The organism is Ramlibacter agri (genome assembly GCF_012927085.1).
In the GTDB taxonomy this organism is placed as follows: Bacteria; Pseudomonadota; Gammaproteobacteria; order Burkholderiales; family Burkholderiaceae_C; genus Ramlibacter; species Ramlibacter agri.
Window position 1 is genome coordinate 529,678 of record NZ_JABBFX010000003.1, and the last position, 11,367, is coordinate 541,044.

General features: G+C 69.6%; 11 protein-coding genes. All 11 read left to right on the forward strand.

Annotation, left to right across the window (positions count from 1 at the left end; all coding sequences use genetic code 11):
* Window positions 1-69: 69 nt before the first annotated feature.
* Window positions 70-1,065, forward strand: a complete 996-nt coding sequence (locus tag HHL11_RS27000; protein WP_169421704.1) for a tripartite tricarboxylate transporter substrate-binding protein — start codon at window positions 70-72, stop codon at window positions 1,063-1,065.
* A gap of 213 nt (window positions 1,066-1,278) precedes the next feature.
* The gene (locus HHL11_RS27005; RefSeq protein WP_169421705.1) at window positions 1,279-2,178 is read left to right on the forward strand and encodes an NAD(P)-dependent oxidoreductase; all 900 of its coding nucleotides are present in this window, start codon (window positions 1,279-1,281) and stop codon (window positions 2,176-2,178) included.
* A 39-nt stretch (window positions 2,179-2,217) separates the two neighbouring features.
* Window positions 2,218-3,207, forward strand: a complete 990-nt coding sequence (gene dctP, locus HHL11_RS27010; RefSeq protein ID WP_169421706.1) for a TRAP transporter substrate-binding protein DctP — start codon at window positions 2,218-2,220, stop codon at window positions 3,205-3,207.
* Between the two features lies 1 nt (window position 3,208).
* Entirely contained in the window at window positions 3,209-3,802 is a 594-nt protein-coding gene (locus HHL11_RS27015) for a TRAP transporter small permease (RefSeq protein WP_169421707.1), read from the forward strand.
* On the forward strand, window positions 3,792-5,096 hold the full coding sequence (locus HHL11_RS27020) for a TRAP transporter large permease (RefSeq protein WP_169421708.1): 1,305 nt from the start codon (window positions 3,792-3,794) through the stop codon (window positions 5,094-5,096). The genes HHL11_RS27015 and HHL11_RS27020 overlap by 11 nt, the downstream gene beginning before the upstream one ends.
* A gap of 19 nt (window positions 5,097-5,115) precedes the next feature.
* Complete coding sequence (locus tag HHL11_RS27025; protein ID WP_169421709.1) at window positions 5,116-6,039, forward strand: SMP-30/gluconolactonase/LRE family protein; 924 nt, start codon at window positions 5,116-5,118, stop codon at window positions 6,037-6,039.
* 1 nt (window position 6,040) lies between these two features.
* Entirely contained in the window at window positions 6,041-6,850 is an 810-nt protein-coding gene (locus HHL11_RS27030; RefSeq protein WP_169421710.1) for an IclR family transcriptional regulator, read from the forward strand.
* A gap of 12 nt (window positions 6,851-6,862) precedes the next feature.
* On the forward strand, window positions 6,863-8,071 hold the full coding sequence (locus HHL11_RS27035) for an alpha-hydroxy acid oxidase (RefSeq protein WP_169421711.1): 1,209 nt from the start codon (window positions 6,863-6,865) through the stop codon (window positions 8,069-8,071).
* Between the two features lie 33 nt (window positions 8,072-8,104).
* Window positions 8,105-8,962 (forward strand): alpha/beta hydrolase, encoded by an 858-nt coding sequence (locus tag HHL11_RS27040; RefSeq protein ID WP_169421712.1) that lies wholly within the window; start codon window positions 8,105-8,107, stop codon window positions 8,960-8,962.
* Window positions 8,952-10,439: an aldehyde dehydrogenase gene (locus HHL11_RS27045; protein WP_169421713.1), complete on the forward strand. Its 1,488-nt coding sequence runs from the start codon at window positions 8,952-8,954 to the stop codon at window positions 10,437-10,439. Before HHL11_RS27040 ends, HHL11_RS27045 begins: the two co-directional genes overlap by 11 nt.
* 100 nt (window positions 10,440-10,539) lie before the next feature.
* Window positions 10,540-11,358: an IclR family transcriptional regulator gene (locus tag HHL11_RS27050; protein WP_169421714.1), complete on the forward strand. Its 819-nt coding sequence runs from the start codon at window positions 10,540-10,542 to the stop codon at window positions 11,356-11,358.
* Window positions 11,359-11,367: the final 9 nt, after the last annotated feature.

Genomic DNA, 11,367 nt, shown 5'->3' on the forward strand with positions numbered 1-11,367 from the left:
GGCCGCCAGCCGCTGGCGCGCCGGGGGACGACCGCACTATCGTGGGCGCGCCCCTTCCAGGAGACAAGCGTGTTCGTCAGATCCATCCAAAAACTGTGCGTGCTGGCCGTCGCGGCAGGCCTTGCCGGCACCGCCTTTGCGCAACAGCATTCCGCCGCCGCCGGTTATCCCAACAAGCCCGTCAAGATCATCGTTGCCGCCGCCGCCGGCAGCAGCCCGGACGCGATCGGCCGCACGCTGGCCACCAAGCTGACATTCGCCTGGGGCCAGCCGGTCGTCATCGAAGACATCGCCGGCCTCGGCGGCATCGTCGGCACCGAGCGCGCGGCCAAGGCCACGCCGGACGGCTACACGCTCGTCATCAGCACCATCGGCGCCGTGGCGGTCGGCCAGAGCATGATGGACAAGATGCCCTACGACCCGGTCAAGGACCTGGCGCCGATCTCGCTGGTCATGAGCATGCCCAACCTGCTGGTCGTGCATCCGGCCGTGCCGGCGAACAACCTGCGCGAGCTGATCGCGTATGCGAAGCAGAACCCCGGCAAGCTGCGCTACGGCCACCCCGGCTCGGGCACCACGCCGCACCTGTCGGCCGAACTGCTGGACGAAATGGCCGGCATCAAGATGATGGGCATCCCCTACAAGTCCAGCTCGCAGATGATGACCGACCTGCTGGGCGGCCATTACGAGGTGCTGTTCCACAACAGCTCCGTGGTGCTGCCGCATGCGAAGGCCGGCGCCGCGCGCATCCTGGCGATCACGAGCGCCGAGCGCAACGCCACGCTGCCCGACATCCCCACGGTCGCCGAAGCAGGCGGGTTGAAAGGCTTCGCCGTCAACGCCTGGTGGGGCCTGTATGCGCCGGCGGGCGTGCCCGCGGAACTGGTGGCGAAGATCAGCGCCGACGTCGCGACCGCGCTGGCGCAAGCGGATGTCAAGAGCTGGGTCGAGCAGCAGGGCGGCGTCCCCGGCGGCGGCACGCCCCAGTCGCTGCGCAACTTCCAGGCTGCCGAAACCCGCAAGTGGCATGACCTGGTGAAGTCGGCCAACATCAAGCCGGATTGAGCCAACGCGGCGACCGCTCCCGCTCCTCTTTTCAAACCCCATCGTGCTGCGCCGGCGCTTGCGTCCGGCGCAGCGCCGTTTGTGGGGTCGCAATGCGCCCTGCACGCGCCGATTCGTGAAGTCCAACCCGTGGAACGCACGACGCGCAGCACCTTCTTCACCGCATTTCCCAAGCGGATGATCCGCCCACTTGATCGTTATCGAAAGGCGCATATGAGCGGGATCGTCGGTGTGGTGGGACTGGGCAACATGGGGCGCGGCATCGCTTCGCGCCTGCTGGAAACGGGCCACAAGCTCGTCGTGTTCGACGTGCGGCCCCAGGCGCAGCGCGAGTTCGCCGAGCGCGGCGCCACCATCGCGGGCTCGCCGCGTGCCGTGGCCGACGAAGCAGCCGTGGTGCTGGTGAGCCTGCCGACGCCCGATGTCGTCAAGCAGGTGGCGTTGGGCGCGGACGGCCTGGTCCAGGGCCGCGCCATCAAGACCTACATCGACTTCTCCACCACCGGCCCGCAGGTCGCGCGCGAAGTGGGCGAAGCGCTGGCGCAGGCGGGCATCCAGGCGATCGATGCGCCCGTCACGGGTGCCGTCACCGGCGCCGCCACGGGCAAGCTGCAGATGATGCTGTCCGGCGACCGCGCGACCATAGCCGCGGTGACGCCGGTGCTGCAGCACCTGGGCCACTGCGAAGTCGTCGGCGACCGCGTCGGCATGGGCCAGAGCCTGAAGCTGCTGAACAACCTGATGGTCGCCACCGCGATGGCCATCACCGCCGAAGCCACCGTGCTGGGCGTGAAGGCGGGCCTGGACCCCGACGTGATGCTGCGCGTGCTGAACCGCGGCTCGGGCCGCAACATCTGCACCGAGGAGCGCTGGCACAAGCACGTGCTCAATCGCAAGTTCGACAACGGCTTCGCCAACGGCCTGATGCGCAAGGACGTGCGCCTGTGCATGGACATGGCCGAATCGCTGCAAGTCCCCATGTGGGTCGCCACCGCGGTCGACCGCCTGTGGATGCAGACCGTGCTGCAGGTCGGCGCGGAACAGAACACCACCACGATCGTGCAGACCCTCGAGCAGTGGGCTGGCGTCGAGGTGCGCGGCAACGCCGCCTGAGCGGCACCTTCATTCACTACGAGAGCAAGAGGAGACATCATGAAGATCCGTTTCGAGCAGGCCCGCCGCGCGGGCTGCGCGCTGGCCGCCGCCCTGCTGCTGCCGCTGGCGGCGCACGCCGACAACTGGCGCGCCTACACCTACAACGCCGTGGCCACCGTCACGTCGGTCAAGGGCCTCAACGCCATGCTGGACGCCGTGCACAAGGAGTCCAAGGGCCAGCTGCAGATCCGCCTGCACCTGGGCGGCACCCTGCCGATTCCCGCGGTGGCCATCACGCAGGCCGTCAGCGACAACGTCGTCCAGATGGGCGACGACGCCTCCTTCATCGGCAACCTGCCGGTCGGCGGCCTCGTGCGCCTGCCGATGTTCCTGCGCACCCGCGCCGACTTCGAGAAGGCCTGGGACATCGAGGCCGACTACCTGCGCGCCGAACTGGCCAAGAAGAACATCGTCCTCCTGGGCCGCTACATCTTCCCGGAGAACGTGTTCTGGTCGAAGAAGAAGATGACCTCGCTCTCGGACATCGCCGGCCAGAAGATCCGCGTGATCTCGCCGGAGCAGGCGGAGTTCATCAAGCTGCTGGGCGGCGTGCCGGTCACGCTGGGCACCTCCGAAGTCGCCGCCGGCCTGGACCGCGGCGTCATCGACGGCGCACTCACCGCGAGCTCGGGCTATGGCTACGTCTGGCGCGACCTGCTGAAGTACAGCTACCGCCTCAACGTCAGCTTCATCGACTCGCTGATCCTGGTGAACAAGGATGCCTGGGACAAGCTGTCGCCGGAGCTGCGCACCAAGATCCAGGCCATCGTCAACGAGCACACGCGCAAGATCTCCGACGCCATGGCGGCGGAGGACAGCGACCTGACGAAGAAGCTGGCCGAGGGCGGCATGGTCGTCACCGAGCCGACCCGCGCCGACCTGGCCGAAGCCGAGCGCCGCATCACGCCTTACTGGACCGAGTGGGGCGACAAGCGCCCGGGCGTGAAGGAAGCGCTGCAGAAGGTCCGCACGGCGGTGGGGCGCTGACATGGCCGCGGTTCTGAGCGAGGGCCACGCGCCCCCGCCGGTCGCGGCGGAGGAATACGGGGAGCTCGAAAGCCCCGACGCCGACCAGTTCGCGCCGCGCGAAGGCATCAGCGCCGTGCTGGCGCGCTGGGCCGGGCAGCTGATGGTGCTGGCGCTCATCGTGATGATGGGCGTCGAGATGCTGGTGCGCACCGTGTTCGGCTGGTCGATCCAGGTGAGCAACGAGCTGGGTGGCTACGCGCTCGTCGCCATCACTTTCCTGACGCTCGCTTCTGGCCAGCTTCACCACGCCTACCACCGCGTGCACTTCCTGGAGCACCGCCTCTCCGGGCGCGGCAAGGCGCTGCTGCGCCTGGCGTTCGACCTCGCGTCCACGGTGGTCACCATCGTGCTGCTGCTGGAGATGGTCCGCTTCGAGTGGATCACCTGGCAGTCCGGCGACGTGTCCGCCACGGTGCTGCTGACGCCGCTGTGGATTCCGCGCCTGTCCATGCCGATCGGCTGTGCCGTGCTCGCCTGGGCGATGCTGCGCACCGTCGCCGGCGACATCCAACGCCTGCAGGCCGCGGGCCAGGGAGGCAACCATGCCCGCTGAGTACCAGATCATCCTGATCTTCGTCCTGTTCCTGGCGCTGCTGGGCGCCGGCATGACCGTGCCCTTCGCGATCATGCTGCCGGCGATGGTGTACCTGTACCTGCAGGGCGGCATCGGCGCGCTGCACGGGCTGGGCCTCACCAGCTGGGGCAGCATGGACGCCTATACGCTGACGGCGATCCCGCTGTTCGTGTTCATGGCGCAGCTGCTGCAACGCAGCGGCCTGGCGATGCGCGTTTACGGCGGCCTGTCGCAACTGGTGCGCGGCGTGCCGGGCGGCCTGCTGCAGACGAACATCGCGGGCTGCGCGGTGTTCGCCGCCGTCAGCGGCTCCAGCATCGCCACCGCGGCGTCCATCGGCCAGGTGGCGCTGCCGCAGCTGCGGGCGCGCAACTACGACCCGCGGCTCGCCACCGGCTCGCTGGCTGCCGGCGGAACGCTGGGCGTGCTCGTGCCGCCGTCGATCGCGATGATCGTCTATGCGACCTTCACCGAAACCTCGGTCGTCAAGCTGTTCATGGCGGGCGTCGTGCCGGGTGTCATCCTGACGGCGCTGTTCATGGCCTACCTCGCGGTGGCCGCGATCAGCAAGCCGGAGATCGCGCCGCGCGAACGCGGTGCGCTGACCCTGGCCGTCGTGCTGCGCGCGCTGCTGGAGATCGGGCCCTTCATGCTGCTGATCGGCGGCACCATGGGCGCCATCTACGCCGGCATCGCCACGCCCACCGAGGCGGCGGCGGTGGGCTGCTTCGTCGCGGTCCTCATCGCCTTCCTGTTCGGAGAATTGAACTGGAAGGTGTTCGTCGACAGCCTGAAGACCTCCGCGCTGACGGTGGCGAACATCCTGTTCATCACCTACGCCGCCTTCATCTTCTCGTACGCGATGAGCGTCGGCGGCGTCGGCGAGGAGATCACGCAGTTCATCATCTCCCTCAACCTCAGCAAGTTCGGCTTCTTCGCTGCGCTGCTGGTGCTGTTCACCGCCCTCGGTGCGCTGGTGGAAAGCCTGGGGATGATCGTCATCACCGTGCCGCTGCTCTATCCCTTGCTGGGCAAGTACGGCATCGACCCGGTGTGGTTCGGCGTGATCGTCGTCCTGTTCATCGAGATGGGCCAGATCACCCCGCCGATCGGCATCAACCTCTTCGTCATCCAGAGCATCTCGCGCGGCAAGTTGTCGGACGTGGTGATGGGCACGCTGCCCTTCCACCTGCTGATGTTCGTGCTGCTGCTGCTGCTCGTGATCTGGCCCGAACTCGCGCTGTGGCTGCCTGGCCGCGCCGCCGGCCACTGAACCCCCAAGGAATTCACCCATGTTCGCTCCCCCGGAAAAGCTCCGCGCCGAAGTGTTCGCGCGCATTCCCGACAAGTTCCACCAGAACAACAGGCAGTGCGCCTGGACCCGCACGCAGCTGCACGGCGCGCCCGCGCCGGTGTTCCTGGAAGGCCCGTCCTTCGACCGTGACGGCAACCTGTGGGTTGTCGACATCCCCTGGGGCCGCATCTTCCGCATCGACCCGCGCGGCGGCGTGGAGCTGGCGGCCGAGTACGACGGCGAGCCGAACGGCCTGAAGTTCCACCCGGATGGTCGCGCCTTCATCGCCGACTATCGCCGCGGCCTGATGGTGATGGACCCGCGCACGGGCAAGGTCGAACCGTACCTGGAGCGCGCGCAGCTGGAATGCTTCAAGGGTTGCAACGACCTGTTCTTCGCGTCCAACGGCGACCTGTATTTCACGGACCAGGGCCAGACCGGGCTGCACGACCCCACCGGCAGGCTGTTCCGCCTCAAGGCCGACGGTCGCCTCGACCTCGTGCTGAAGGGCATTCCCAGCCCCAACGGCCTGGTGATGAACCTGGACGAGACCGCGGTGTACCTGGCCGCGACGCGCGACAACGCCATCTGGCGCGTGCCGCTCATGAGCGACGGCGCGGCGACGAAGGTCGGCGTCTACATCCGCATGAGCGGCGGCGGCGGCCCGGACGGCATCGCGCTCGATTCGCAGGGCGGCCTGGCCGTGTGCCACGTGGGTTTCGGCGCCGTGTGGATCTTCAGCCCGCGCGGCGAACCGCAGTACCGCATCGAGCCGCCCGATGGCGGGCTCACCACCACCAACTGCGCCTACGGCGGCGCGGACGGCAAGACGCTGTACATGATCGAGTCGCGCAGCGGCTGCATCTTCACGGCGCGCGTCCCGGTCGCGGGCCGCCCCATGTACTCGCACGCCGCCGCCTGACATGCCTGCTTCCCATGGCCGTCTCCGTGTCGCCGGCCAGGAGCCGGGCGACACGCGCAGTCTCGACAGCGGCATCCGCCTGCTGCGCGTGCTGGCCGAACGGCCCGACGAGGGCTGGCGGCTGCCGGACCTGGCCGCCGTCTGCGGGCTGGACGAAGCGGAGGCGCTGCGGGTGCTGGACTGCCTGGCCGAGGCGCGCATGGTGATGCGGCGCGAGGACGGCCGGCGCTTCGCGCCGGGGCCGCTGATGTTCGAGCTGGCGCTGGCGCTGCCGCAGCGGGCGCGCTTCCAGCGCCGCGCCGAGGAGCTGTTGCGCAGCTTCGCGCAGCGCATGGACGGCGTCGCCTTGCTGCTGCTGCGCAGCGGCAGCGACTTCGTCTGCGGCGTGCGCGAAGGCCTGGCCGCCAGCCTGCCGGCCCTGGCCGTGACGCCGGGCACGCGGGCGCCGTTGTTCGTCGCGGCCGGCGGCGTGGCCATCCTGCAGCGACTGCCCACGCTGGAGGCCAGCGACGTGCTGAAGGAGAACACGGCGCGCGAGGTGGTGCGGCGCGGCACCGCGCGGCTGCAGGCGCTGGAGCGCATGCGCGACGACTCGGCGCGGCACGGCTTCGGCGTCAACGCCGGCGGCGTGGTCGCGGGCCTGCACAGCTTCGGCGTGGCGGTGCTGGGAGCGCGGGGCGAGCCCTTCGCGGCGGTCTGCCTGGCGGGGCCGCCCGAGCGCTTTCCGCTCGCGCGCGCCACGCAGTTGCGCACCGAGCTGGAAGGGGTCGCCGCATCGCTGGCCGGCGAGGCGCACCGATACGAAGACTAGGAGGACAACAACATGGACATCCGCAACGCCATCAACCTGGAAGACCTGCGGCGCCTGGCGCGCCGCAAGCTGCCGCGCATCGCCTTCGACTTCATCGACGGCGGCGCCGACGACGAGCGCTGCATGGCCCGCAACCGCGCGGCCTTCGCCCAGCACCAGCTGGTGCCGCGCTACCTGCGCGACGTGAGCAAGCGCGACCAGTCGGTCTCGCTGTTCGGCCGCAGCTACGCCAGCCCCTTCGGCATTTCGCCCACCGGCCTGGCCGGCCTGTGGCGCCCGGGCGCGGACCTGATGCAGGCCGAAGCGGCCCGCAACGCCAACGTGCCTTTCCTGCTTTCCAGCTCCAGCAACGATTCGCTGGAAGAAGTGGTGGCCATCGCGCCGCAGCACACCTGGTTCCAGATGTACTGCACCAGCGACCCGAAGATCAACGACGACTTCGTGCGCCGGGCGAGCGCCGCGAAAGTGCCGGTGCTGGTGGTGACCATCGACATCCCGGTGAACTCCAATCGCGAGCGCAATCGCCGCAACGGCTTCTCGCGGCCCTTCCGCATGACGCTGCCCGTGGTGCTGGAGGCGCTGGGCCACCCGGCCTGGGTGCTGCGCTACCTGCGCACCGGCGGCATCCCGATGATGCGCAACTGGCAGCCTTATGCGCGCGCAGGCGCGACGGCGGCCGAAGTCGCCGACATGTTCGGCACCTTGACGCCGGCGCCGATGGTGAGCTGGGACACTGTGCGCCGCATCCGCGCGGCCTGGGGTGGACCGATGATGCTGAAAGGCATCCTGCACCCGGACGATGCGCGCGAGGCGCAGCGAGTCGGCGTCGACGGGCTGGTGGTGTCCAACCATGGCGGCCGCCAGCTCGATGCGGCGCCTTCGCCGCTGGAGATGCTGCCTGCCATCCGCGCCGCGGTGGGGCCGGACATGACCTTGGTCCTGGACAGCGGCGTGCGCCGCGGCTCCGACGTCGTCATCGCCCGCTGCCTGGGCGCCGATGCCTGCGTCTTCGGCCGGCCCTCGCTCTATGGCGTGGCCGCCGCCGGGACCGCCGGCGCCGCCAAGGCCCTGCAGATCGTGCGCAGCGAGATCGACATGGTGCTGGCGCAGATCGGCTGCCGCGCCTTCGCCGAGCTCGATGCCGGCTATCTCGCCGATGCGATCCCTTCCACGACGGCCGCTGCGCCTGCGGCCGCGCCCGCCCTGGCCAGCGTGGCCTGAAACGAATTCCCAGCTTCCTGATTGAGATTGACGATGACCACAGAAACCTGCGACACCATCGAAGTCCGTGACGTCGAATACCTGCGCCACGGCGACGCGCCGTTGCTCGCGCGCCTGTACCTGCCCAAGGGCGCCGGTCCCTTTCCGCTGGTCGCCGAAATCCACGGCGGCGCCTGGTGCCGCGGTGACCGCCTCGACGAAGACCGGCTGAACCGTGCGCTGGCGAAGGCCGGCATCGCGGTGGCGGCGCTCGACTTCCGCATGCCGCCCACCGCGGGCTATCCGGCCTCGCTGCAGGACGTCCATGCGGCCTTGCGCTGGCTGCGCACGCAAGCGCCACAACTGCGCACGCGCCAGGAATGGATCGGCGTGATGGGCCTGTCCAGCGGCGCCCACCAGGCGATCCTGGCGGCCATGCGACCGCGCGACCCGCGCTATGCGGGCACGCCGGACAGCGACACGATCGCGGTTTATGCGGTGCTGTGCTGGCCGGTGATCGACCCGCTGGGCCGCTACCGCTACGCCAAGGACCTGCAGGCCAGCGGCCAGCCTTACCCGGAGATCATCGACCGCGTCATTCCCGACCACGACAAGTACTGGCTCGACGAGGCGGCGATGGCCGAAGGCAGCCCGGTGCTGGCGCTGGAGCGCGGCGAGCAAGCCGTGCTGCCCCCGGTGCTGTACATCCAGGGCGAGGAAGACATGGCCCACCCGCGCGCGCACCTGGAGCGCTTCGTCGCCGCCTGGCGCAAGGCCGGCGGCTCGCTGCGGCTGAAGCTGTTCCCCGGCGAGGCCGAGAGCTTCATCAACAAGAAGCCCGATTCGCCTGCGACCGCTGCTGCGATCGATGCGATCGTGACCTTCGTCCAGGAGCAGTGCCATGCCGGCTGACGGGCCTTCGTACGGCAACCACGTCGGCGGCCGGTCGGTCGCCGGCGCGGCGGGCCGCACTTTCACCGGCACCGACCCGAGCACCGGCCAGGCCTGGGGCACCTTCGTCGATTCGGAGGCGAGCGACGTCGATGCCGCGGTGCAAGCGGCGGCGCAAGCCTGCACGGGAAGCTGGGCGCAACTGTCCGCGACGAAGCGCGGGCGGCTGCTCAGCGCCTGGGGCGACAAGATCGCCGAGAACGCCGAAACCATCGCGCGGCTCGAATCCACCCAGAACGGCAAGCTGCTCGCGGAGATGCGGGCCCAGGCGCGCGCCGTGCGCGAGTGGCTGCACTACTTCGGCGGCCTCGCCGACAAGATCGAAGGCCGGGTCATTCCGCTCGAACGCGCGAGCGTCCTCAACTACACCTTGCGCGAGCCGCTGGGCGTGGTCGGCGTCATCGTGCCGTGGAACTCGCCGACCTTCCTGACGATCATGTCCTGCGCGCCGGCGCTGGCTGCCGGCAACACGGTGGTGATCAAGCCTTCGGAAGTGACCTCGGCCTCGGCGATCGAACTCGCGCGCCTGGCGGAAGAAGCAGGCATCCCGGCCGGCGTCGTCAACGTCGTGACCGGCGCCGCGGCTGCAGGCTCCGCGCTGGTCGACCATCCGCAGGTCGCCAAGATCTGCTTCACGGGCAGCGACGGCGCCGGCCGCGCCATCGCCGCCCGCGCCGGCGCGCGCCTGGCCAGCTGCACGCTGGAGCTGGGCGGCAAGAGCCCCAACATCGTGTTCGCCGACGCACCGGTCGACAACGCGGTGGTGGGCATCCTGTCCGGCATCTTCGCGGCCGCCGGCCAGACCTGCATCGCCGGTTCGCGGGCCTATGTGCATGAAAGCATCTACGGCAAGGTGCTCGATCGCCTGGTCGAACGCGCCAAGGCGATCCGGCTGGGCCATCCTTTGGCCGCAGAGACGCAGATGGGCCCGGCCGCCACCACGGCGCAGTTGCAAAAGAACGAATCCATGGTCGCCCGCGCCCTCGACGCCGGCGGCCAGCTGGCCTGCGGCGGCCGCCGCGCCGTCGTGCCCGGCCTGGAGCAGGGCTTCTTCTACGAGCCGACCATCGTCCACGGCATGCGCCCGGACAACCCGCTGCTGCAGGAGGAGGTGTTCGGGCCGGTGCTGGGCATCACGCCTTTCCGCGACGAGGACGAGGTTCTGGCGCTGGCCAACGGCACCCGCTTCGGCCTGGCCGCGGGCCTGTGGACGCGCGACTTTTCGCGCGCCCACCGCTTCGCGCGGCGCCTGCAGGCCGGGACTGTATGGATCAACACCTACCGGGCGCTGGCCTTCAACTCGCCCTTCGGCGGCTGGAAGGACAGCGGCCTGGGCCGGGTCAACGGCGCCGAGGCGCTGGACCAGTTCCTCCAGACCAAGAGCGTCTGGTGCGAGACCAGCGACGAGATCCAGGACCCGTTCGTGATGAAGGTCTGAAGGGCAGATCCGGGACAAAAGTTCAACTGGTGGAATTCCTGCCCCCCTGGTCAGGGCCAGGAGGGCTCCAGGCGCCTATCGTTCTTCCCTGGAGACAAGCATGACGAACATCGTTGCCGAACACGAGCTGGCCGCCGCCGCGGCCCTGGCGCCGCGCGCCGGAACCCAGAGCCTCAGCCGCGGCCTGCAGCTGCTGCGCATGGTGGCGACCCGGCCGAAGGTCGGCTGGCGCCTGTCGGACCTGGCCGTGGCCTGCAAGCAGGAGAAGGCGACCGTGCACCGCATCCTGGCGCGGCTGGTGGACGAGCGCCTGGTGGTCCAGCGCCCCAGCGACCGCCACTACCTGCCCGGGCCGCTGATGTTCGAACTGGGACTGGCCCTGACCGAGCACACCGAGTTCCAGCGCCGCGCCGAACCGCTGGTGACGGCCTTCGCGCGCCGCATGGGCGGCATCTGCCTGCTGCAGTTCCGCAGCGGCAACGAATACGTCTGCAGCGTGCGCGCCGGCACGCTCACCCTGACCGGCCTGATGGTCTACGAAGGCACGCGCCGGCCGCTCTTCACGTCGGCCGGGGGCGTCGCCATCCTGCAGACCTTGCCGCCGGACGAGGCCCGTCGCATCCTCCTGGACAACGTGGCTTCCGAGATCGCCCGCCAGGGCACGACCCGGCTGGCTGCGCTGCAGAAGATGCGCGAACGCTCCGACGAGCACGGCTTCGGCGTCAACTTCGGGGACGTCGTGCACGGCTCCTATGCCTTCGGCATGCCGGTGCGCAACACGGCGGGCGAGGCCTTCGCCGCGCTGTGCCTGGTGGGCACGCCCGAGCTCTATGGCGAGCACCGGCTGGAAGAAATCCGGCGCGAAATGGAGGCCGCCGCGGCCTCGCTCGAAGCGGAGGCCCGCAGCCTCCACATCTGACACCCGGTT

Excerpts from the sequence above, each read along its gene's own strand:
- HHL11_RS27040 (WP_169421712.1), top strand. The coding sequence starts at position 8,105 with ATGACCACAGAAACCTGCGACACCATCGAAGTCCGTGACGTCGAATAC.
- HHL11_RS27005 (WP_169421705.1), top strand. The coding sequence starts at position 1,279 with ATGAGCGGGATCGTCGGTGTGGTGGGACTGGGCAACATGGGGCGCGGC.
- HHL11_RS27015 (WP_169421707.1), top strand. The coding sequence starts at position 3,209 with ATGGCCGCGGTTCTGAGCGAGGGCCACGCGCCCCCGCCGGTCGCGGCG.
- dctP (WP_169421706.1), top strand. The coding sequence starts at position 2,218 with ATGAAGATCCGTTTCGAGCAGGCCCGCCGCGCGGGCTGCGCGCTGGCC.
- HHL11_RS27045 (WP_169421713.1), top strand. The coding sequence starts at position 8,952 with ATGCCGGCTGACGGGCCTTCGTACGGCAACCACGTCGGCGGCCGGTCG.
- HHL11_RS27030 (WP_169421710.1), top strand. The coding sequence starts at position 6,041 with ATGCCTGCTTCCCATGGCCGTCTCCGTGTCGCCGGCCAGGAGCCGGGC.
- HHL11_RS27025 (WP_169421709.1), top strand. The coding sequence starts at position 5,116 with ATGTTCGCTCCCCCGGAAAAGCTCCGCGCCGAAGTGTTCGCGCGCATT.
- HHL11_RS27050 (WP_169421714.1), top strand. The coding sequence starts at position 10,540 with ATGACGAACATCGTTGCCGAACACGAGCTGGCCGCCGCCGCGGCCCTG.
- HHL11_RS27020 (WP_169421708.1), top strand. The coding sequence starts at position 3,792 with ATGCCCGCTGAGTACCAGATCATCCTGATCTTCGTCCTGTTCCTGGCG.
- HHL11_RS27035 (WP_169421711.1), top strand. The coding sequence starts at position 6,863 with ATGGACATCCGCAACGCCATCAACCTGGAAGACCTGCGGCGCCTGGCG.